At 47.7% G+C, this 22,657-nt stretch carries 20 protein-coding genes; all 20 read right to left on the minus strand.

Translation table 11 applies throughout. From position 1 onward, the window contains the following. Window positions 1–85: 85 nt before the first annotated feature. Entirely contained in the window at window positions 86–1,153 is a 1,068-nt protein-coding gene (locus DWZ38_RS05730; RefSeq protein WP_330385649.1) for a putative peptidoglycan glycosyltransferase FtsW, read from the minus strand. A gap of 145 nt (window positions 1,154–1,298) precedes the next feature. Further along, window positions 1,299–2,654, minus strand: a complete 1,356-nt coding sequence (gene murD / locus DWZ38_RS05735) for a UDP-N-acetylmuramoyl-L-alanine--D-glutamate ligase (protein ID WP_021926440.1) — start codon at window positions 2,652–2,654, stop codon at window positions 1,299–1,301. A gap of 22 nt (window positions 2,655–2,676) precedes the next feature. Then, window positions 2,677–3,633, minus strand: a complete 957-nt coding sequence (gene mraY, locus DWZ38_RS05740; protein WP_021926441.1) for a phospho-N-acetylmuramoyl-pentapeptide-transferase — start codon at window positions 3,631–3,633, stop codon at window positions 2,677–2,679. Window positions 3,634–3,709: 76 nt separating this feature from the next. Further along, window positions 3,710–5,440 carry a penicillin-binding transpeptidase domain-containing protein gene (locus tag DWZ38_RS05745; RefSeq protein ID WP_021926442.1) on the minus strand — a complete coding sequence of 577 codons (1,731 nt, stop codon included), beginning with the start codon at window positions 5,438–5,440 and terminating at the stop codon, window positions 3,710–3,712. 73 nt (window positions 5,441–5,513) lie between these two features. Beyond that, window positions 5,514–7,706 carry a penicillin-binding transpeptidase domain-containing protein gene (locus DWZ38_RS05750; RefSeq protein WP_117850926.1) on the minus strand — a complete coding sequence of 731 codons (2,193 nt, stop codon included), beginning with the start codon at window positions 7,704–7,706 and terminating at the stop codon, window positions 5,514–5,516. A gap of 79 nt (window positions 7,707–7,785) precedes the next feature. Continuing rightward, window positions 7,786–8,337 carry a septum formation initiator family protein gene (locus DWZ38_RS05755; RefSeq protein ID WP_021926444.1) on the minus strand — a complete coding sequence of 184 codons (552 nt, stop codon included), beginning with the start codon at window positions 8,335–8,337 and terminating at the stop codon, window positions 7,786–7,788. A gap of 13 nt (window positions 8,338–8,350) precedes the next feature. Next, window positions 8,351–9,286, minus strand: coding sequence for a 16S rRNA (cytosine(1402)-N(4))-methyltransferase RsmH (rsmH, locus tag DWZ38_RS05760; RefSeq protein ID WP_117850832.1), 936 nt, complete (start codon window positions 9,284–9,286; stop codon window positions 8,351–8,353). A 35-nt stretch (window positions 9,287–9,321) separates the two neighbouring features. Next, window positions 9,322–9,753 (minus strand): division/cell wall cluster transcriptional repressor MraZ, encoded by a 432-nt coding sequence (gene mraZ, locus DWZ38_RS05765; RefSeq protein WP_021926446.1) that lies wholly within the window; start codon window positions 9,751–9,753, stop codon window positions 9,322–9,324. A 332-nt stretch (window positions 9,754–10,085) separates the two neighbouring features. Further along, the gene (gene lgt, locus DWZ38_RS05770; RefSeq protein ID WP_021926447.1) at window positions 10,086–11,498 is read right to left on the minus strand and encodes a prolipoprotein diacylglyceryl transferase; all 1,413 of its coding nucleotides are present in this window, start codon (window positions 11,496–11,498) and stop codon (window positions 10,086–10,088) included. A 41-nt stretch (window positions 11,499–11,539) separates the two neighbouring features. Next, window positions 11,540–12,637, minus strand: coding sequence for a redox-regulated ATPase YchF (gene ychF / locus DWZ38_RS05775; protein WP_021926448.1), 1,098 nt, complete (start codon window positions 12,635–12,637; stop codon window positions 11,540–11,542). Between the two features lie 184 nt (window positions 12,638–12,821). Beyond that, window positions 12,822–13,499, minus strand: a complete 678-nt coding sequence (locus tag DWZ38_RS05780; RefSeq protein ID WP_021926884.1) for a thiamine diphosphokinase — start codon at window positions 13,497–13,499, stop codon at window positions 12,822–12,824. Between the two features lie 8 nt (window positions 13,500–13,507). Further along, window positions 13,508–14,179: a ribulose-phosphate 3-epimerase gene (gene rpe, locus DWZ38_RS05785; RefSeq protein ID WP_117850834.1), complete on the minus strand. Its 672-nt coding sequence runs from the start codon at window positions 14,177–14,179 to the stop codon at window positions 13,508–13,510. 4 nt (window positions 14,180–14,183) lie between these two features. Further along, window positions 14,184–15,062, minus strand: a complete 879-nt coding sequence (gene rsgA / locus DWZ38_RS05790; protein WP_117850837.1) for a ribosome small subunit-dependent GTPase A — start codon at window positions 15,060–15,062, stop codon at window positions 14,184–14,186. A gap of 3 nt (window positions 15,063–15,065) precedes the next feature. Continuing rightward, window positions 15,066–17,333 carry a Stk1 family PASTA domain-containing Ser/Thr kinase gene (pknB, locus tag DWZ38_RS05795; protein ID WP_117850840.1) on the minus strand — a complete coding sequence of 756 codons (2,268 nt, stop codon included), beginning with the start codon at window positions 17,331–17,333 and terminating at the stop codon, window positions 15,066–15,068. After that, window positions 17,327–18,073, minus strand: coding sequence for a Stp1/IreP family PP2C-type Ser/Thr phosphatase (locus DWZ38_RS05800; protein ID WP_021926887.1), 747 nt, complete (start codon window positions 18,071–18,073; stop codon window positions 17,327–17,329). The genes pknB and DWZ38_RS05800 overlap by 7 nt, the downstream gene beginning before the upstream one ends. A gap of 26 nt (window positions 18,074–18,099) precedes the next feature. After that, the gene (gene rlmN / locus DWZ38_RS05805; protein WP_021926888.1) at window positions 18,100–19,140 is read right to left on the minus strand and encodes a 23S rRNA (adenine(2503)-C(2))-methyltransferase RlmN; all 1,041 of its coding nucleotides are present in this window, start codon (window positions 19,138–19,140) and stop codon (window positions 18,100–18,102) included. Window positions 19,141–19,151: 11 nt separating this feature from the next. Then, window positions 19,152–20,501 carry a 16S rRNA (cytosine(967)-C(5))-methyltransferase RsmB gene (rsmB, locus tag DWZ38_RS05810; protein WP_117850843.1) on the minus strand — a complete coding sequence of 450 codons (1,350 nt, stop codon included), beginning with the start codon at window positions 20,499–20,501 and terminating at the stop codon, window positions 19,152–19,154. Then, window positions 20,494–21,207: a zinc metallopeptidase gene (locus tag DWZ38_RS05815; protein ID WP_117850846.1), complete on the minus strand. Its 714-nt coding sequence runs from the start codon at window positions 21,205–21,207 to the stop codon at window positions 20,494–20,496. Before DWZ38_RS05815 ends, rsmB begins: the two co-directional genes overlap by 8 nt. A 4-nt stretch (window positions 21,208–21,211) precedes the next feature. Further along, complete coding sequence (gene fmt / locus DWZ38_RS05820) at window positions 21,212–22,162, minus strand: methionyl-tRNA formyltransferase (protein WP_117850848.1); 951 nt, start codon at window positions 22,160–22,162, stop codon at window positions 21,212–21,214. After that, a complete protein-coding gene (def, locus tag DWZ38_RS05825; protein WP_021926892.1) occupies window positions 22,163–22,645 on the minus strand; it encodes a peptide deformylase in 483 nt (160 codons plus the stop codon). Between the last annotated feature and the right edge of the window lie 12 nt (window positions 22,646–22,657).

Below are 22,657 nucleotides of genomic sequence, written 5' to 3' on the forward strand. Positions count from 1 at the left end.
CGCCGCAATTCTCAGGTTTTCTGTGAACTTTGTTCACAAAAAACACCTCGCGGAACATTGCCAGTGAACAGTAACAATCAGACAGCTATTTCATTCCGCCGCGGCTTACGCTTAAGGCCAGCCCCATTTCCCCCAGAAGAAACACCACAGACGTTCCTCCGTAGCTTACAAAAGGAAGTGTAATTCCTGTATTGGGGATGGTGTTGGTCACAACCGCAATGTTCAGGATCACCTGGATCGCCATGTGACTCATAATGCCGCTGCAGATCAAAGTGCCTTCCAGATCCCGGCAGTGCAGGGCAATTACGCACAGCCTCCACAAAAGCAGTCCGAAGATCAGGATCAGAAAAGAAGCCCCTGCAAGCCCCTGTTCCTCACAGATAATGGAAAAAATCATATCATTCTGCGCCTCCGGCACGAACCCCAGCTTCTGAAGGCTGCTGCCAAATCCCCTGCCGAAGATTCCGCCGCTTCCAATGGCATAAAGCCCCTGTATGGTCTGGAAGCCTTTTTCGTATTTCTCAGGATTCCGCCAGATTGCCAGCCGTTCCAGCCGGTAGCTTTCCGCTGCCAGAAACACCGCGATCACCGCCACCCCGGCGGCTCCCATTCCAATAAACCTGGCATATCCAGGGTCTGATACAAAGATCAGCACCACGCCGATTCCAAGTATGATAATAGCAGTACTCAGGTTATTGGTGCCGACCAGTCCCACGATTGGAAGCAGGGTCATCATAGTCCTGCACATAAACCAGAAGCCAGCTGTCTTTTTTCTGCTCTTTTCGATCTGCCAAGTAAGGAACAGAATCACGGCGACCTTGGCAAACTCTGAGGGCTGAAAGGAAAGAGGCCCAAAATTCAGCCACCTCTTGGAACCGTTAATCTCCTGTCCCACCAGCAGAACCGCAGTGGAAAGTGCCATGGACAAAAGATAGGCAGCCGGTGCCAGCCCCACGAAAAAGCGGTAATCCATTTCCGCTACTATGTACATTGCCATAAGTCCAAGGGCAGTGGCAAAAAGCTGCTTTTTAAAATAATAGGCAGAGTCGCCGAAACGCACTCTGCCATTGTATTCACTGATGGAAAACAGCATGATCAGCCCGAATACTGCCAGAAGCAGCACCAGGATCAGAAGGACCATATCTGTTTTCATTTTTGGATTTTTCTCCCGGATCATAGCTTGCTCCTGCTGGCTGCCTTATTTAAGCATATGCCAGAGGATGAACACCTATGTCTGGGGATTTTTCCCCTATGTAAAAATAACCCAGGGAAATAGCTCCCTGGGTCAATATGCATTCTTACAGAGCTCTTACGAACTCCTTGAACATCTCGCCTCTCTGCTCATAGTTGTCAAACTGTCCCCAGCTTGCGCAGGCAGGAGATAACAGAACTGCGTCTCCGGCATTTGCCTTGTCTGCACACACCTGAACCGCTTCCTTTAAGTCCTCACAGAGGATAATATCATGGAAGCCGTTCTTCTCGGCTGCTGCCTTGATTTTCTCCTTGGTCTGACCGATGAGAACCAGGTATCTTACCTTACCGTCAAAGGCCTGAATCCACTCGTCATAGCTGGATTCCTTATCATAGCCGCCGCCGATCAGAAGTGTAGGACGGTTCATAGCCTGGATTCCCTTGATGGCTGCGTCCGGGTTAGTTCCCTTGGAATCGTTGTAGTAAGCGACACCATTCTTCTCTGTCACATACTCGATTCTGTGCTCAACAGCTGTAAATTCGCAGACGCTCTTACGGATGCTGTCCATATCAACGCCAGCGCAATAAGCCATGGCAACTGCTGCCATTACATTCTCAAAGTTATGAAGTCCAAGAAGCTTCAGGTCTCCTGTCTTCACTACCGGAATCTCTTCTGTCTTGGTGCGAAGAATGATCTGGTCTCCCTCAAGGAAAATACCCTGTTCCAGTCTTCTTGCGCTGGAGAAATATACGGTCTTCGGTACGATATGCTTACCAAACTCGCAGAGAACCTCATCCTCATAATTCAGTACGCACACATCCTCCGGGCCCTGGTTGCTGGTGATCAGCTCTTTCACACGGATGTACTCTGCCATGGTATGATGGCGGTTCAGATGATCCTCTGTAATGTTCAGAATGGCGCTTACCTTGGGAGCAAATTTGGAAATGGTCTCAAGCTGGAAGCTGCTGATCTCTGCAACTGTAATGGTGTTGTCTTTCATCTCCAATGCCTTGGAGGTGTATGGGGTACCGATATTTCCTACTACAAAAACAGACTCTCTTGCATCCTTCATGATCTTGCCAAGAAGAGCGGTTGTGGTTGTTTTGCCGTTGGTTCCAGTAATGGCAAGAACCTCTCCCTTTCCGGTCTCATAGGCGAGCTCAACCTCTCCCCATACAGGAAGTCCCTGCTCATAAAAGCCCTTCACGATCGGAAGGTCCGTAGGAACGCCAGGGCTTAACACAACCAGGTCAAGGCTGTCCTGAACCTCCTTTGGAAGCTCTCCTGCATAGATCTGAAGTTCATAATTGCCGCTTGTTTTATGTAATACGCTTTCTTTATCCAAGTCTGCTTTTCCGTCATAGAGAATTGGGCAGGCACCTACAGCACCCAGAAGGTCTGCTGCACCGATGCCGCTTTTGCCGGCTCCGAAAACCAGAACCTTTTTTCCTTTTAATTCCATAATAAAATTCCTCCTTAATGCCTTACAAAGCCAAAAGACCGATCAGGCACATGATGGCAGTCACAATGGTAAACACTGCAACTACGCGGGCTTCAGACCATCCGCAAAGCTCGAAATGGTGATGGATGGGAGCCATTTTGAAAATACGCTTGCCATGTGTAGCCTTGAAGTATGTTACCTGGATCATAACGGACAGTACCTCAACCAGGTAGATCAGTCCTACGATCAGGATAAACAGGGGCATCTGCAGCATATAGGCCACGCCAGCCACAAAGCCGCCAAGTGCCAGGGAACCAGTATCTCCCATAAATACGCTTGCCGGATATACGTTGTAAAGCAAAAATCCCATCAGTCCGCCGATAACCGCACAGGTAACCGGCTCAATTCCGGACTGTGTTCCAATGGATACCACGGTAAAGAACACTGCCACGATCAGGGTAACGCTTGTGGCAAGGCCATCAACACCGTCTGTGAAGTTCACGCCATTGACAGTTCCGATCACGGCAAAAAACAGAACCGGAACCGCAAGCCATCCAAGGTTCAGATAATGTCCGCCCCAGAACGGAATGCGCATAGTCAGGGATACATCGGTATATTTCAGCAGATAGAAGGTGAAAATACCGGTTACAACCACCTGAAGCAGGAACTTCTGCCAGGGAAGAAGTCCATCTGATCTGCGAAGCACTACCTTCAGGTAGTCATCCAGAAATCCGATCAGTCCGAAGCCTAATGTCAGGAACAGCACCGGAATGATCTTCGGGTAGTCTTTCACATAGAATAATGAAGTAATAATCGTGGATATCAGAAAAATCACGCCGCCCATAGTCGGGGTTCCGGCTTTCTTCAGATGGGACTGTACGCCCTCTGTACGCTCTGTCTGTCCCATTTTCAGTTTCCTAAGAAACGGAATGATGACAGGTCCTAATACTGCACTGATCGCAAAAGAAATCAGCACCGGGATCACAATATGAAATTCCATCCTCACACCTCTTTAACTCTTTCGTTTTTCATTTTTGTTTTTTGAAGCATCTTATAGTATAAAGCTTTTCCCCTTATTAATCAACCCATAGGTTGCTTTTCGACGATAAAACTGCTTCAAAAATGCTTTTGATCACAGGTGCCGCAATGGTTCCGCCGTAGTAAACGCCCTGTGGATCATGGATGATGCAAAGTCCCAGAATCTGTGGATTTTCTGCAGGCATAAAGCCAAGGAAGGAAGAAATGTACCGATTGGCACTTCTGGGAAGCGTCTGGGATGTGGCGGTTTTGCCGCCCACTGTATAGCCCTCGATCTGAGCATTTCGCCCGGAGCCCTCTGACACTACTTTTTCCAGGATCTGCCGCACAGTTTCAGAGGTTTTCTCAGAGACGATGCCCTCTTCCACCGGATATTCCAGCTTCCTTCCGCTGAGGCCGTCAGCACTTAGCACTGACACTCCAAAATGGGGCGTGATCCGCCTTCCCCCGTTGATCAGGGAGCTTACGGTAGTGGCAAGCTGAATAGGCGTGATCTGAAAAGACTGGCCGAATGCCACTGTGGCCAGCTCTACATTTCCCATATTTTCCATTTTGTGCATAATGGTTCCTGCTTCTCCTGGAAGATCCACGCCTGTTTTCTTTTTCAGTCCAAATTGTTCGAAGTAATGATAGTAATTTTCCACGCCAAGACGCAGGCCTACCTCGATAAATACCGGGTTGCAGGAGTTCTGTGCCCCTTCCACAAAATTCTGGGAGCCGTGCCCCGTCCTTCTGGCACAGTGGATCCGGCGGTCATCTACTACCTTGTAGCCAGGACAGTAAAAGCGGTCATTTACAGAAACCACGCCAGCCTCCAGTCCTGCTGACATGGTGATGATTTTAAAGGTAGAACCCGGCTCATAGGTATCATTCAGACAGGGATTTCGCCACATCTGGTTCAGAAGGTCCTGTTTTTCCTGCTGGGTCATTCCTGTAGTATCCACATCTGTATTTAAAGTAAAGGGATCGTTCAGGTCAAATTCCGGCACATTGACGCAGGCATAGATTTCCCCGTTCTGAGGATTCATAAGCAGGATGGACACACGAGTGGCCTGCTTTTCTTCCATCACCTTAAGGGCAGCCTGCTGGGCGTACTGCTGGATATCAATATCCAGACTGATCTTCAGGTTTTCACCGGGGACCGGATCCTTTCTGCTTTCTCCAATCTGGTCTATTTCCACGCCACGGGCATCTGTGGTGGTCAAAATTTTGCCATTTTCCCCTTTCAGAACCTCTTCATACTTTACCTCAAGCCCGATGATTCCCTGGTTATCCCCTCCTGTAAAACCCAGAACCTTGGAGGCCAGAGAGCCGTAGGGATAGTATCTTTTGTAGTCTTCGTCTACCTTCACGCCCTCAAGACCGTAATCCCGGATGGTATCTCCCACAGATTTCTCAACATTGGTTTTGATCCTTTCAATAGAAGATACCTTTTCCACTCTTTTTCGCACGGTTTCTGTGTCCATATCCAGTTCTTTTGACAGAATCTGGATCACCTTTTCCGGCTCCTTGATCTGGCTGTGTATGACAGAAATGGTGCAGACTGTCTTATTATCTGCCAGCACCCGCCCCTGGGCATCCAGGATCTGGCCTCTTGCGGCTTTGATGTCCCTCTCTCTTTCATGAAGGTCCTGTGCTTTCTGGTAATAGTAATCTGACCGGAACCCCATCAGATAGACCAGCCGGCCGATCATTCCCAGCATCATGACTGCACATATGAGAAAGACCAGCCAGATTTTTTTCCTGTGAAAGGTCATGGCTTTTTTCATAAAAAAATCCCCCGACGGAAACTGTCACAATTAATATATGACAGTTCCCCGCGGGGGTATGTTTCATCTCTGCTCAATCAAGACCAGCTTCTTCGTTTGTAATGCCTTCGCTTTCCATGTTGTTATCCTGGATGGGATCTGTGGTATCTTCCGGCGGACCGGGGACGTTGGTATCGGAAACAGCCTCTGGCAGTGTCTCACCTGCAGAGCCTGTATAGGTATTGCTGGTTCCCTCAAGATTGTCGGATTTGATATACTCTCCGTTTTCATCCATCTTGTAGCTTCCATCGATGTTGAGAAGATAGCCGTTCTCGTCAATGCGGTTGCCGTCCCAGTCGATCAGGTTTCCATTTCCGTCTACAAGATTGCCGTTTTCATCGATCTGGCTATTAGACACATTGTTCGCATAACCGCTGAAATTCTCCCACAGCTCTGTCTCCGGAATGGTTCCGTCTGTGGATTCATCCGGCTGAATGTTCATATAAGGCAGCATCTCAGAAAGAATGGCCTGTGCCACGTACTGGGCATAAACACTGCTTGCCTGATCTTCCACGTTTGGCTCATCAATGACTACATAGATTACCACCTGGGGCTCCTCTACCGGGGCAAAACCAATGAAGGAAACTACATATTTGCCGTTTCCTCGCGGGAATTTCTCCGCAGTTCCGGTCTTACCGCCTGAGCTGTAGCCCTGCACCTTGGAGGTCATACTGGTACCCTGTTCCACACTGGCCTGCATGTAGCTGCGGATATCTGCAGAAATACTCTCGGAAATGGTCTGCTTCTGAAGGATCGGGCTGATGTTTTTCACTGTAGCACCGCTGGCATCCTTAATCTTGGTAACAAGATGGGGCTGATAGTAGTAGCCGCCATTGATCACAGAGCACATGGCATTGATCTCCTGGATCATGGTGCAGCTGAATCCCTGACCAAAGGCAGAACATGCAAGCTCCGTCTCCTTCATGGTCTCAATGGTATGCATAATGCCGTAGCCTTCATTTGGAAGATCGATTCCGGTTCTGCTTCCGAAGTTGAAGGTGCTCTGGGCCTTCAAGAAATTCTCTGCGCCCATGGCTGCACCAATCTGCATCATGGCATCATTGCAGGAATTGGCAATTACCTCTGCAAGGGTCTCCATGCCATGACCGTAGATATTCGCACACTTGATGGTAGTCATATTTCCTTCCACACCAAAGTTCTGGAATCCATCGCAGTAGAATGTGTCGCTTGTGGAAATTTTGCCCTGCTCCAGAGCTGCTGCCATAACAATGGGCTTCACAACAGAACCCGGTTCATAAATATCTGTAACGCAGAAGTTGTTCCATCTGTCGCTTAAGATCGTCATGGTCTCCGAATCACTCATGGCAGCCTGTTCTTCCTTTGTATACTGATCAGAAAGATCACGGGGATCGTTCAGGTCATAACGGTCTCCGCCATCCATTGCAAGGATTTCACCGTTATTAGGGTTCTCCACAATCACGCCGATGTTCTTGGCTCCTGTGGATTCCATAAAAGCATTCACCCATTTTTCCACAATTTGCTGAATGCCAAGATCCAGGCTGGTTTCCAGGTTGTTTCCATCCTTTGCCTCAATAATAGTCTGCTCCACATTGGAATCATCGTTGAGGTAGCCGTACTGGCGGCCATCGATTCCCACAAGGCTGCTGTTGTAATAGCCTTCCAGGCCATAATCTGCCGAGTCCCTGGAATAGGTGAAGCCAAGTGTATCGCAGGCAAGCTCATTATAAGGATAAACTCTCTGGTAATCCTCCTCAAACCAGACGCCCTTCACATTCTGCCGTTCCTTAATTTCTGCTGCTGTAAGGCCTGTAGTATCGGAAAGGTCACAGTAATCCTCAAAGGCTTTCTGGTCATCCATACTGGCCGCCCTTTTGATCACCCAGTACTGGCTGTCCTTTGTTTCATCATCTGTCAGCGCCTTTCGGACAGCGGTCTCTTCCACTCCAAAAATATTTTCCAGTGCCCGGATCGTGGGCTCTATATAATCGGTCTCTGAGTTTATGGTCCTGCAGTCCAGAATTACATTGTATACCTTGTTGCTGGTTGCCAGAAGGTTTCCATTCCGGTCGTAGATACTGCCTCGCTTGGATGGTATGGTACGATTCTGGTATTTCTGCTGGGCCTGGCTTAATACCTGTTTCTTGTATTTTTCACCGCTATGAAAATTGATATAGGTAATAACTCCCAATAAAACGACTAAAGCTCCCAATACGCATAAGAACAGTATTGACAGCTTATTTTTCATAGTGTGATTTATTTTTTTAATTGGTTTTTTCTTTGCTTTTCTTCCTGAAGTACTCAATCAAACACCTGCCTTCATTCCCTTACTTCCCGGTTACTTCCTGATACTGCCGGACAAAGCTGCCGCCCTCAGTTGTATAGGTCTCTGTCTGCTGGTTGCTTGGATATTTCATTCCCAGTCGTCCAATCGCGATCTTTCGTATTCTTTCAAGATCCTCGCTGGATGTTACCTGGCTTTCATATGCATCATTATCTTCCTTCAGCTCTGCTAACTGGGATTCTAAGGAAGCCACCTGGCTTCTTTTGCTTGTGCATTCTGTTTTCAGACGCAGATAATTGATGCTGCAAAATACAACTATAACGCCAAGCACGCCCAGAAATATGGCAAAATTCCGGTTCATGCTGTTGGCCTTGGCACGGTTTCGACGCGCTTCCCTGGAAAGGGACTTGCCCTGGCGGGTCAGTTCCTGACCTGGGCCAAGTGCAGGTCTTGCCTGTTTCTTTCTAACTGAATGCTCTGGCTGACGGTATTCCCTTTTTACAGGAACTTCCTGTACTTTACGCACAGTGTTGCCATCAACATACATGCTCTGTGAACTTCTTCTGGAAGTAGTATGTCTGCCTGTCTTCGCCATTTTTTACCCTTCTTTAAATCCTTCGCTCAAAAATTCTTAGTTTTGCGCTCTTAGAACGCGGATTTGTTTCCATTTCCTCATCACTGGGAAGAATCGGCTTCCTGGTGATCACTTTTCCTTTGGACTTCTTCCCGCACACGCAAACCGGAAAATCCGGCGGACAAGTACAGGGATTCTCATTCTTGCGGAAGATGGTCTTGACGATTCTGTCTTCCAGGGAATGGAACGTAATAATACAAAGCCTTCCCCCATCATCCAGAAGATCGATCATCCCGTCAAGGGAATCCCGAAGTACATCCAGCTCCTTGTTCAGCTCAATACGGATTGCCTGGAAGGTACGCTTGGCAGGATGTCCGCCTGCTGCCTGTATCTTCATAGGGATAGATTCCCGTATGATCTGTGTAAGCTGCCCTGTGGTGGTGATCGGGGCCTGCTGCCTTGCGGCAACAATATGTTTCGCTATATTCTTAGCAAATTTATCTTCACCGTAATCGCGTATAATGCGATATAGTTCTCTTTCTTCGTAACCGTTTACAATGTCACTGGCGGTCTGAGTCTGTCTCTGGTCCATACGCATGTCAAGAGGTGCATCTACCCGGTAGGTAAATCCACGTTCTTCATTGTCCAGCTGATATGAGGATACTCCCAGATCCAGCACAATACCATCTACCTTGTGAACTCCCCTTGCGGCGAGCTCCGGTACCATGTAACAATAATTGCTGCGAATGATTGTCACCTGATCAAAGGCGGCAAGTCGTTCACTCGCAGCAATTATCGCATCCTGGTCTTGATCTATACCAATAAATCTCCCCTTGGCAGAAAGTTTCCTGCATACCTCTATGGCATGTCCAGCGCCGCCCAAAGTGCCATCCACATAGATTCCATCCGGCTTGATGTTAAGCCCGCCAACGGTCTCGTCCAGTAATACAGATTTGTGTTTAAATTCCATTTCCGTCTCCTGTTGGATTTCTGCTTGTTTTATGCTCAGATAACGATACCGATGCTTTCCATGCTCTCTGCAATGCTGTCCATATCGTCAAAATTGCAATTCTCGCTCCATTTCTCCTTGCTCCAGACCTCAACTCTGTTCAAGTTGCCTGTCAGGACCACGTCCTTCTCCAGACCAGCGAACTCACGTAACGTCTGAGGTACGAGAATTCTCCCCTGCTTGTCCAGTTCACACATGGTAGCTCCAGCTACAAAGAATCGCGAAAAGGCTCTAGCGTTTTTGTTTGTAAGTGGTAATGCTCTGAGCTTCTCTTCAAAGGCCTCCCATTCATCCATAGGATAAATAAAAAGGCAACCATCAAGTCCCTTGGTCAGTACAAATTCTTCTCCTAAGAGTTCCCTGAACTTAGCCGGGATAATCAAACGCCCCTTCGCGTCGATTATATGATTGTATTCTCCCATGAACATAGAAACTCACCTACTCTCGTGAAATACGATTCTCCCCTTCGTATTTCATGATGGGAAACAAATGGAAGTTCTGCCACTTCGTCCCCATTTGTCACCACTTTTCTCCACTTCCTACCACTTATGCGTTTATTCTAACCCATTTGCTTCTAAATTACAAGTGGCAAATTATGAAATCTATTACATAATTGTGTTACAAAGTCCTTACAAACACAGAAAAAGCGCCGCTTTGATGAGTCATTCACCAAAGCGGCGCTTCGCCTTCCATCCCTTTTTGGAATGGTCAAAATATTTCATTCAGCCCGGCAAGATCGTGATATCTGGCGATCATACCGTCAATTTTTCTGCTCATTGGCAGGTTTTTTCGCAAATCTGCGCGGCTTGCTATACAGCCACTCATCATCTTCTGAAAGTGATGGATCCGCTGCAGAAGCAGCTTCTGTTCCATAAGGTGCAGCAGTCTCTTCCACCTCTTCATAGGCGGAATCGTCTTTTTGTAAGCTGCCGTCTTCCTGAAGTGCTTCCTCAGATACGGCTTCATCGCCTTCATTTTCTTCGTATTCTTCCGAAGCTGTTTCTTCAGTCTCAGCGTCTTCGCCAGCAACTGCTTCCTGATTTTCAGAGACTTCTTCATAACCATCCTTTGCAGCTTCTTCCATCTGGTCAGAAGCTGATCCGGCAGTCTCTTCTTCCTTTGGATCATCCTGAGTGCTTTCTTCTTCCTGGCTTTCATAGACCGGAACACTGCCGGAATATGCTTCCGGGACACTGCCTTTCTTTTCATCTGCAAAAGCCCGCTCAAGCTTAAGCCTGTCTCTGTATTCTTCCGCTTCAGCCTGTCTGGCCGCCATCTCCTGTGCTTCATAATCCTGTTCTCTCCTGCGTCTGCGCCTTGCAGCTCTCTTCTTCGCCATAGAGCTCTCCACAGTTACCACTACCGCACATATGAGAAACAGTGCCGCTGAGATCACCTGGCAAATTCCGATGGAAGTTCCGGGAATCGTCAGCTTGTCTGTTCTCAGATATTCCAGAATGAATCTGCCAAGTCCGTATCCAGCCAGATATCTTAAGAATACCTCTCCATGAAAACGTTTCTTTCTTTTCCACACAAGCATGAGCAGAAACAAAAGCAGGCACCACAGACTTTCGTAAAGAAAGACCGGATGAACCTGAATATAGGAAACGCCTCCTATGGTCTCAAGATTCTCCCTCATAACGGATGTGACTTCACTGGAACGCACAGCGGATAAAGGAAGCTGCATTGCAAATATGCTGTTGGTATATTCACCGAAGGATTCCCGGTTAAAGAAATCCCCCCACCTTCCTATTATCTGCGCGATCACCAGTCCCATACAGGCAGTATCTGCCATCTGCATGAAGGCCTTTTTGCGGATGGCACAGTAGATGGCTGCGCCCAGCATGCCGCCGAACAGCCCGCCGTAAAAAGCAAGGCCGCCGCCTCTTAAATTAAAGATCTGATTCACATTTCCTTTATAAAGATTCCAGGAAAAACATACATAAAGTGCTCTTGCACCGATCACTCCCGTCACCAGTGAGAGGATCATCATTTCCAGGTAATCATCTTCTTTTTCTCCGCATCTTCTTGCCTCAAGGACTATAAATCCCAGTCCCAGAAGCATTCCGGCTGCAATCAGAAGACCGAAGAAGGTAATTTCAAATCCAAATATGCGAATGGATTTTCCCACATAATCCAGGTTGATCCCCAGATTTGGAAACTGAATTGACATTTATTATCCCTCTGTCTCTTTCGGTTGGATCGCATTGATCATTATACGTTAAAGCGGAATAAGATTACATCGCCGTCCTGTACCACGTAATCCTTACCTTCCATTCTCACAAGGCCTTTCTCTCTTGCACCTGCATAGGAGCCGCAATCCAGAAGATCCTGATAATTCACTACCTCAGCCTTAATGAATCCTCTCTCGAAATCAGAGTGGATCTTACCAGCTGCCTGAGGTGCCTTGGTTCCAATCTTGATGGTCCATGCTCTTGTCTCATCTTCACCGGAAGTAAGGAAGCTCATCAGGCCAAGAAGATGGTAGCTTGCTTTTACCAGCTTCTCAAGGCCGGACTCCTTAAGACCAAGATCCTCTAAGAACATTTTTCTCTCATCCTCATCCAGCTCGGAAATCTCTTCCTCGATCTGGGCACAGATCACGAAAATCTCGCTGTTCTGCTCTGCTGCATACTTTCTTACAGCCTGAACATGAGCATTGTCAGCTCCGTCGTTTGCAAGGTCATCCTCTGCAACATTGGCTGCATAAATCACTGGCTTCTGGGTGAGCAGGTTATAGGTTCCCATCCATGCTTCCTCATCCTCATTCTCAAGCTCCATGGTAATTGCCATCTTGCCGTCTTCCAGCCATTTCTTAATCTTCTGAAGGAAGTCAAGCTCCTTGGCCGCTTCCTTATCCATACGTGCGGTCTTGGTAACCTTGGCAATTCTTCTCTCCAGGATCTCAAGGTCAGAAAAGATCAGCTCCAGATTAATGGTCTCAATGTCACGGATTGGATCAATGCTTCCGTCTACGTGGATTACATTGGTATCCTCAAAGCAGCGTACTACATGTACGATTGCGTCTACTTCACGGATATTTGCAAGGAACTGGTTTCCAAGACCTTCGCCCTTGGAGGCGCCCTTTACAAGTCCGGCAATATCAACAAACTCGATGACTGCAGGTGTTACCTTCTTGGAATGATAGAAATCTCCAAGCAGAGCCAGTCTCTCATCCGGTACAGTAACAACGCCCACGTTAGGGTCAATGGTACAGAATGGATAGTTGGCGGATTCTGCTCCTGCCTTGGTTAAAGAGTTAAAAAGTGTACTTTTTCCTACGTTTGGTAAACCAACGATACCTAATTTCATTTCTGTATATTCCTCCTTGTATTTCTTCCGAAATACCAATTCTTAATGTAGCAGGGCTGCAAGGCAGCCCAATCCTGTTAAATCATACCACACCGCGTTTCAAAAGTAAATTGTAACTGTATATGGTCTGCGCAGTTACAGCAAGGTTACTATTCGCTCCGTGCCCAGTAACACAGCAAGATCTTTATCTGCGGTCCCGGGACATGATCATCAGAAGGCTGCCGCTCTGGTAGCGGATCACTGCCTCTTCTTCCTGGATCTCATTACTTACGGTAAGTCCGCTGTCCGCTACTGTCAGATTATATCCGGCCAGCGTATACTTAAAGCCCTCAAGGGTAAGTCCCTCAACCGCTCCTCCTGCTGGAAAAAAAGAAACATATTTTCCAAACTGCCTGTCCTTATAAAGCCTGGTTCCACTCTCCACAAGACAGATATAATTCTGCTCGTCTGCCAGGGCAACCTTCACGCCTTTTTGTTTTCCCAGGGTAAGAAGTCCCAGATTGCCAAGGAAGTGGTCCAGCCTGCCTCCTGTCGCTCCCAGGATCAAAATGCTTCTGGCACCCTGTTTGATTGCCAGGTTTAATGCAGACTGTGTGTCCGTATCATCCTTCTCCGGCTGAAGCTGGACGATACTGGTTTTGGTCAGGCTGTCAAGGTATGCCTTTCCATCTGCAGATACGCTGTCAAAATCCCCGTCTGCAAGATCTGGCACCAGCCCGGTCTCCCTGAAAAAATCCAGTCCCCGGTCAGCTGCCACAAGCTGCAGCTTTTGGTCTTTATTCTCTTTTTGCAGTTTTTTTAAAAAATCGAGGGCAAAATCTTTCTGGATCATGCCCCCGCTTACGATTACTGTGTCTGTCATACTGTATCTCACTCGATTCGGTCGCTGATTTCTTCAATTTCTTTCTGAATGTGACGGACATTTTCTGCGATGTCACCGCCAAATACCCAGGATCCGGCAACAAAAATATTTGCCCCGGCCTTCATAACAGTCTCAAGAGTACCCTCATTGATTCCGCCGTCCACCTCAATATTCACATCCAGATTCTCTTTGTCGATCAGTTCTCTCAGTTCCTGAATCTTCTCTGTACACTCATCCATATATTTCTGTCCGCCAAATCCTGGCTGAACCGTCATCACAAGGACCATATCCACATCCCCCAGCATATGGCTGATGTCATTCACCGGAGTCGCAGGCTTGATGGAGACTCCCACCTTCACGCCAGCGTCCTTGATGCGCTCAATTGTCCTTTCCAGATCCTCACAGGCTTCTGCATGTACGGTAATGGAATCTGCACCGCAGTTTACAAAATCCTGAATGTATCTCTCTGGCTCTGTCACCATAAGATGAACATCAAAAAACATCTTGGATTCCTTACGAATGGATTTGATCACAGGCATTCCGAAAGAAATGCTTGGAACGAAATCCCCATCCATAACGTCAATGTGGAGCCACTGTACTCCTTCGTTTTCAAGAATTTTAATCTGTTCGCCCAGGCGGTTAAAATCCGCTGATAAAATGGAAGGGCATAGCTGATACATAGTTTTAGTATCTCCTTTTCTCTTTTAATTCCTCATATAATGCCAGATAATCATCATAACGCAGCTGGCTGATCTTTCCCTCTGCCAGTGCTTCCTTAACGCCGCAGTCCGGTTCGTGGATGTGTCTGCATCCCTGGAAACGGCACTGCGGTTCATATTTCAGAAATTCCGGAAAATAATTTCTCAGTTCATCTTCTTCCATATCCGTAAGATACAAAGAAGAAAATCCCGGAGTATCCACAAGGAAGGTATCCTTCTCCACAGGAATTACCTGGGAATGTCTGGTAGTGTGCTTTCCTCTTTTCAGCTTCCGGCTGATTTCCCCGGTCTCCATCTGAATCTCACCCTGCATGCAGTTGGTGATGGAAGATTTGCCAACTCCGGAAGGACCTGCTACCACGGTTGTCTTTCCTCTCAGGATCTGACGGATCTCGTCGATGCCCTCTCCTTCTAAGGTACTGGACAGAACCACCTGGTATCCGCATCCGGTATAGGTCAGATACAGCCGTTCCAGTTCTTCCTTCTCTCCTAAATCCTTCTTGTTAAAACAGATAACAGCAGGAATCCCCTGCTGCTCCATCATGATCAGAAATCTGTCCAGAAGAAGAAAATTCGGCTTTGGATCCTCCATTGCAAAGATAACAAATGCCTGATCCACATTGGCAACTGCCGGACGGATCAGGGAATTGCGGCGGGGAAGAATGGCAGTTACGCTGCCTTCCTTCGCCTCCTGGTCCAGAACGGAAATTTCCGCATTATCCCCTACAAGGGGCTTGAAATTATCCTTTCGGAAAATCCCCTTTGCCTTGCATTCATACACATTGCCGTCCTGGGCATAAATGTAATAAAAACCTGCGATTCCTTTAATGATCTTTCCCTGCATGGATTACTCTGCTTTCTCAAAAGTAAGCGGATAATGTCCAAGTTCCTGGTAGCTTCCGTCTGACTGCTGTTCAGACAGATATAAGGTACCCTCAGCCACACCAGGTGCTCCAATGATGTCCAGCTGATACGGGAAAGTCAGCTGCTGTCCGTCTACTACAGTGCTTGCAGTGGGAACTCCGCTCACTTCCTGAACCAGTTCCAGTCTGACAAGACCGCCTGTGTATCCGGTAGGTGTGTTCAGTCTCTGAGTGCATTTCCAGATTTCACCGTTTGCAACAGCGGCTGCAGCAGCGTCGGAAGAGCTCTGTGTCTGAGTTGTATCTTCTGTGCTCTCTGCGGCAGAAGTATCCTGTGTACCACTGCTTACGGTAATGGTAATGGTATCTGTGTCAGGATTTCCGTAAACCGGATCATCATCTGTGAATCCGATCGGATCCTGGGAAATAACGGTTCCTTCTGCAACATCTGTGCTTACCTGTGTCTCCACATTGATATTAAGGAATTTGCCAAGCTTGGCAATTGCTTCATTTTTCTCAAGTCCGGTTACATCCGGTACCTGTACGCTGTCGCCATAGTCAATACCGCGGCTGATGGTAAGGGTAACCGTATCCCCGGCCTTCACAGTCGTGCCGGCTGTCGGCTCTGTATCCAGTACGCATCCGATATCCACAGAAGAGGTATCATCCGGGTAGATCTTATTGATCTGAACATTCACGCCCTGGCTCTCCAGAGTTTCCTGTGCGGCAGCAGCATTCTGGCCAAACAGATCCGGTACTGTAATTTCTTCTGAACCTTTACTTACATAATAATTGACTGTTGAATTCTTCTCTACTCTGGTACCCTCTACAGGATCCTGGGAAGAAATATTGCCTTTGGCCTGAGTGGAAGCTTCCTCACCCTTGTAGCTCATTCCGATATTCAGGGATGCAAGGAGTTCCTGAGCCTCAGCCTCTGTCTTGCCAACCAGATCCGGTACTGGTACCAGTCCGTCATCTGTGTTATCCTGCTGTGTGGTCTGCTCCTGCTGGTCTGCTTCAGTATTTGCCTTGCCGCCTCCGATCAGGCCGGTGGCCTTTCCTGCTACAACGATCACAGCAATGAGAACAGCTGCGCCTGCGATCAGTGCCACAATACTTCCTGCTACGCTGACGCCTCTTTTCTTTTTCTTAAGGCGGCGCTCTCTGTCATCTCTGTCATCTCTGTCCCTTTCTCTGTCCCTTTCTCTGTCACGGTCCCTGCTGCTTCTGCTGCGGGAACGGCTGGTTCTGTCTTCGTCCTCATCCGGATCGTAATCATCATAGTTGGTCTCATTAAGTTCCTTCTCAAGAGCCTCAATGTCAGCCTTTATGGACTGCTTCGGGGTATGCTTGATCTCCCCAAGCTCCTCGTCAGAGATTACCACCGTCTTGGCATCTGTATCTACAGAAGTCAGCTTCACAAAATCCCCCTGCGGGTCGATCAGGGAATGCTTCAGGTCTGCGATCACATCCTCCATCTTGTTGTATCTGCGGTCCACACTCTTCTGGGTACATTTCAAAATGATCTGCTCCAAGCTGTACGGAAGATCCGGCGCATAGAGGCTGGGCGGAACCATTTCCTCCTGAAGATGCTTGATGGCAATGGCAACTGTGGTATCCCCGTCAAAGGGAACCCTGCCTGTTACCATCTCATATAAGGTAATACCCAATGAATAGATATCACTCTTCTCATCGCTGTAACCGCCTCGTACCTGCTCCGGTGAACTGTAATGTACAGATCCCATCACATTGGAGCTGATGGTATTGGAGGATGCGGCTCTGGCAATACCAAAGTCTGTTACCTTTACTTTACCGTCTGTAGAAATAATAATGTTCTGCGGCTTCACATCACGGTGTACAATTCCGTGGCTGTGTGCAGCCTCCAGTCCCATGGATACCTGAATGGCAATACTGGTTGCTTCCTTTACGGAAAGCTTGCCTTTCTTGGAAATATACTCCTTCAGGGTAATTCCCTCGATCAGTTCCATTACAATGTAATAAACGCCCTCATCATCTCCTACGTCAAATACATTGACGATATTGGGATGCGTCAGTCCTGCTGCTGCCTGCGCCTCACTTCTGAATTTCTTTACAAAAGTTGCATCTTCCCGGAATTCCGGCTTCAGAACCTTAACTGCCACAAAGCGGTTCAGTTTATGGTCCATTGCCTTATATACGTCCGCCATTCCGCCGGTACCGATTTTGCTTACAATTTCATAGCGCTCAGCTATGATCATACCTGTCTTTAACATGTTTCCACCTCATTCGTGAATGGTTCTACCAATACTATTGCAATGTTGTCTTTGCCGCCGTTGTTGTTGGCCTCCCGGATCAGGGTCTCCCCTTTCCAGTTAATGTCTTCATCGGAATTCAATATGATCTCTTCCATCTTGGAATCCTCAACCATATTGGAAAGACCGTCCGAGCACATCAGAATCGTACTTCCCGGCTCCAGACGCATGTCAAAGAAATCTACATCTACGGTTTTCTCTGCACCAAGCGCTCTGGTGATAATATTCTTATCCGGATGATTCCGTGCCTCCTCGGCTGTAATTTCACCCATTCTTACCATTTCCTGTACCAGCGAATGATCTCTGGTAACCTGTCTCAGTTGTTTGTCTGCCACATACAGTCTGCTGTCTCCCACATTGGCCACATAGGCATACTGGCCAACAATGGTGGCTACCACCATGGTGGTGCCCATTCCACGAAGTTTCTCGTCTTTTTGTGCCTGTTCTATAATTTCTGTGTTAGCAGTCTCGATGGCATGGCGGATCACCTTTACTGGATTGTAATCCGTATCTTCCCTGATTTCATCTACCAGTATCCTGACAGCGTGAGAGGAAGCGTAATCACCTGCGTTGTGCCCTCCCATTCCATCAGCAACAGCAAAGAGGTTCGGGAGATTTCCAACCGGGGTCTGGGAAGCGAACACATAATCCTGGTTCATCTTCCGCTTCATTCCGATATTCGTAGCTGAATATACCCTCATGTCACTTCTCGCTTTCTGCTTCTTGGTTACTGCTGATCGTAACCTTTTTCCATATAACTCTTTCTCAATTGTCCACAGGCACCGTCTATATCACTGCCCATTTCCCTTCTAATAGTAACATTAATTCCGCATTTTTCAAGTTTTATTTTAAAATTCTCCACAGCCTGATGGGTGGAACGCCTGTAAGAACGCTCTTTGATCGGGTTCACAGGAATCAGATTTACATGACAGTTAATGTCATGGATCCGGCTGCTTAGCTCTTTTGCGTCCTCATCACTGTCATTAACACCAGCCACAAGACTGTATTCAAAGGTGATTCTCCTGCCTGTTTCCTGGAAATAATTCCGGCATGCATCCAGGACCTCATCCATACTGTAGCGGTTGGCAATGGGCATCAGCTCACGCCTTTTCTCATCATTCGGAGCATGCAGGGATAACGCAAGGGTAATCTGCAGCTTTTCCTTTGCAAGCTCATAGATTTTCGGAACAATCCCGCAGGTCGATACGGTTATATTCCTCTGGCTGATATTAAGACCGCCTTCCTCGGAAAGCAGATGTACAAAACGTACAATGTTATCATAGTTATCCATCGGTTCGCCGGTTCCCATCACCACTACATTGGATACACGCTCGCCGGTAATGCTCTGGATCCGGTAGATCTGGTCCAGCATCTCGGAAGGAAGCAGGTTTCTGGTCCAGCCTCCAATGGTAGAGGCGCAGAAACGGCATCCCATTTTGCAGCCCACCTGGGAGGAAATGCACACAGAGTTCCCATGTTTATAACGCATGAGAACGCTCTCGATCACATTTCCATCAGAAAGACGAAACAGATATTTCCTTGTGCCGTCAATGGCGGAAATCTGCTCGTCCACCATTTCCAGGGCCGTGATGGGATATTCCTTCAGTTTTTCTTTTAATTTTCCCGGGATATTTCCCATTTCTTCATAGGAAGTTACCAGGTGTTCATGAAGCCAGCTGTAGATCTGTTTGGCACGAAAAGGCTTTTCTCCAACCTGTACCATCAGATCCTTCAGTTCTTCTTTATTCATGGACTTAATGTCTGTCATAATTTCGTTTCCTATTTTCTTCTGAATTTTGCAATAAAAAATCCATCTGTCTTATGTACGCCTGGAAGCAGCTGCAGATATCCAAGAGCCGTTGTCTCAGAATGCAGTTCCTCTGGAAGATAAGGATCCAGGCTTTCCAGCTTAAACGGATAATTCTGCAAAAACCACATCATATTCTCTTCGTTTTCTTCTTTTGCAATGGTGCAGGTACTGAAGATCAGTTCTCCTCTTGGCTTCACATAGTTGGCTGCACGGTCCAGAATGGTTCTCTGCAGGATTACGATTTCCTCCTGTTTCTGAGGAGTTACCCGGTATTTGATCTCCGGTTTCTTGCCGATGACGCCATAGCCGGAGCAGGGAACATCTGCGATCACAATGTCTGCCAGCAGCTCTGACTCCTGATCAAACACGGTGGCATCCTGTACCTTTGCCTGCACATTGATGGAGTTGGTTCTCTGAATATTCTCCTCGATCAGGTTCACCTTGTACTGGCTCACATCCCTGGCATCCACAGTTCCGTAGCCTTCCATTTTGTCACCCATGTGAAGGCTTTTGCCTCCCGGTGCCGCGCACACATCAATCACATAATCCCCCTTCTTAGGGTTTGCCACCTCTGCAACCAGCATGGAGCTTACGTCCTGCACTACAATCTGTCCTTTAATGAAGGCATCCAATGCAAGAATATGGTTGAAACCGGAGATTCCATATGCATAAGGAAGATAAGGGGCAGGCGTTACCTCTACGCCCTGATTTTCCAGGCTCTTCACAATTTCTTCTTTGGAATTCAGATAGGTGCGGCAGCGGATGGTAAGAGGCCGCTCGGTAAGAAAATCAGCCAGGATCTTTTCTGTAATTTCCTCTCCATATGCATCCAGCCATCTTGTTACCAGATTCTCCGGCATGGAATACTTCACGGAAAGATATTTCAGAAGATCTTCTTCCTTCTTCGGGAAGCTGACCTTGTCCATTTCCCTTGCAATGGTGCGAAGCACACCGTTTACAAAAGGCTTCAGGTTATAAAAGCCCTTGCGCTGTGCCAGCTTCACAGCTTCATTGCACACTGCGCTGTCCGGCACGCTGTCCATATATTTCAGCTGGTATACCGCACTTCTTAAGATTTCCCGAATGGCAGGCTTCATCTTATCCACAGTCACCTTGGAAAAAGAATTGATAATATAGTCGATCTGGATCCGATATTCTAAGGTTCCCTCGCAGACCCGGGTAATAAATGCCCGGTCCTGCTTGGGAAGAAACTGGTATTTAGAAAGGGCATTTCGGATCGCCACATGGCTGTGCTCGCCCTCTTCAATTTCAAGTAATATTTCCAGGATCATTTCCCTGGAATTGATTCCGTTAATCATCCCGTCTTCTACCTCCGGAAAGTATGATCAGTCTCAAAAGCTGCAAAATGGAGGAAGCCAGCGCTGCTACATAAGTCAGGGCTGCTGCGGTAAGCACCTTTTTTGCACCTGCATTTTCCTCGTGACTTAGAATTCCGGTACTTTCCAGCATTTTTAAGGCTCTCGAGGAAGCATTAAACTCCACCGGAAGGGTCACAAGCTGGAACAGCACGGCCAGTGAAAACAGCACAATTCCTGCTGTGGTAAGAGCCGGAATGGAAAGGATCAGTCCCAGAAGAAAGATCGGCCAGGAAAGGGAAGATCCGATATTTGCCACTGGTACAATGGCAGAGCGGATGTTCAGCGGTGCATAATTCACATTGTGCTGGATGGCGTGTCCGCACTCATGGGCGGCCACACACACAGCAGCCACAGAAGTTCTTCCGTATACATCTTGGGAAAGTGCCAGCTTCTTTGTTCTTGGATCATAGTGATCCGTGAGGCTTCCTGCAATGGGAACCACTGTCACATCATAGATTCCAGCAGCATTTAGGATTCTCTGGGCCGTCTGGGCTCCGGTAAGTCCGCTGTGGCTTCTTACCTGTTGGTAGCGGGCAAACGTGCTTTTCATTTTTCCGGAAGCTGCCAGCGCCAGGATCATTCCGATAATCAGCAAAACATAGGTAGGATCAAAATAAAATCCATAAGGATATCCATATCCGTACATACGATCACTCCTTTTTATCTGCGAATCTGTTTCCGGCTTCTATGCGGCATCCGCGAAGGAATGCATCTGCGTCCATTCGTTTCTTTCCTTCCAACTGAACCTGGGAAAGCACCAGAACGCCCTCGCCGCAGGCCACATAAATTCCTTTTTTGTCTGCTTTTACAACGGTTCCAGGTTCTGCCTGGTTAAGATCGTCACTCTCTGCCACAAAGCTCTCCCATACCTTTAATGTTTTTCCATTATAGAAGGTAAAGGCACTTGGCCATGGATTCAGGCCTCGCACAAGTCTTTCCAGTTCTGCGGCAGATTTGGAGAAATCCATCAGTCCCATCTGCTTGGTGATCATGCCTGCATATGGAGTCGGGCTTTCTTCCGGCTGCTTCTCGTAAACGGCTGTGCCGTCAAAAATATGAGGCAAAGTCGCAATAAGAAGCTTTGCGCCTGCTTCTGCCAGCTTGTCAAACAGGCTTCCGCCAGTCTCATCTGCAGCAAGGGGTACTATGATCTTGGAAATCATATCTCCTGTATCAAGACCGGCTCCCATTTGCATGATCGTTACGCCGGATTCTTTTTCCCCGTCAATCACCGCCTGCTGGATTGGCGCTGCACCGCGGTATTTGGGAAGCAGGGAGGCATGGATGTTGATGCATCCGTACTTTGGCAGTTCCAGAATGCTCTTCGGAATGATCTGTCCGAATGCTGCTACCACAATAATATCCGGCTCCAGTCCCTCCAGAACCTCCTGAAATTCCGGATCCCGTACTTTCACCGGCTGAAAAACAGGAAATCCATGCTTCATTGCCTCTTCCTTTACAGGTGTTGGCAGCATGGTCTTTCCTCTGCCCTTTGGCTTGTCAGGCTGTGTGACAACGCCCACAACTTCATATCCGGCTTCTGCCAGGGCATGAAGAGGATTCACCGCAAAATCCGGTGTTCCCATATAAACAATTCTCATTTAATCTTCTTCCTCCTCGTTATCATAGCTTACATGATGGAGCTCGCCTTCAACCAGACGGGTGTACATTTTTCCATCCAGATGATCGATCTCATGACAGAAAGCTCTTGCAAGAAGTCCTTCTCCTTCGTATTCCTGCTCCTTCATATCCATATCAAGCGCTTTCACCTTCACATAGTTGGGGCGGGTAACCTGGCCGGACATTCCCGGAACGCTTAAACAGCCTTCCTCACCAGTCTGCTCACCGGAAGTCATAAGAATCTCCGGATTTACAAGAACCAGCGGGCCGTCTCCGATATCGATCACTACGATTCTTTTTAATACACCTACCTGAGGGGCTGCAAGACCTACACCGCAGGCATCGTACATGGTCTCCAGCATGTCTCCTACCAGATCCTTGGTACGCTTGTCAATTTTCTCTACAGGTCTGCAGACTTTCTCCAAAACGGAATCTCCCTCTGTTCTGATTGTTCTAAGTGCCATCTTATTTAATCT

Source organism: Ruminococcus sp. AF31-8BH (assembly GCF_003460605.1).
Lineage (GTDB): Bacteria > Bacillota > Clostridia > Lachnospirales > Lachnospiraceae > Blautia_A > Blautia_A acetigignens.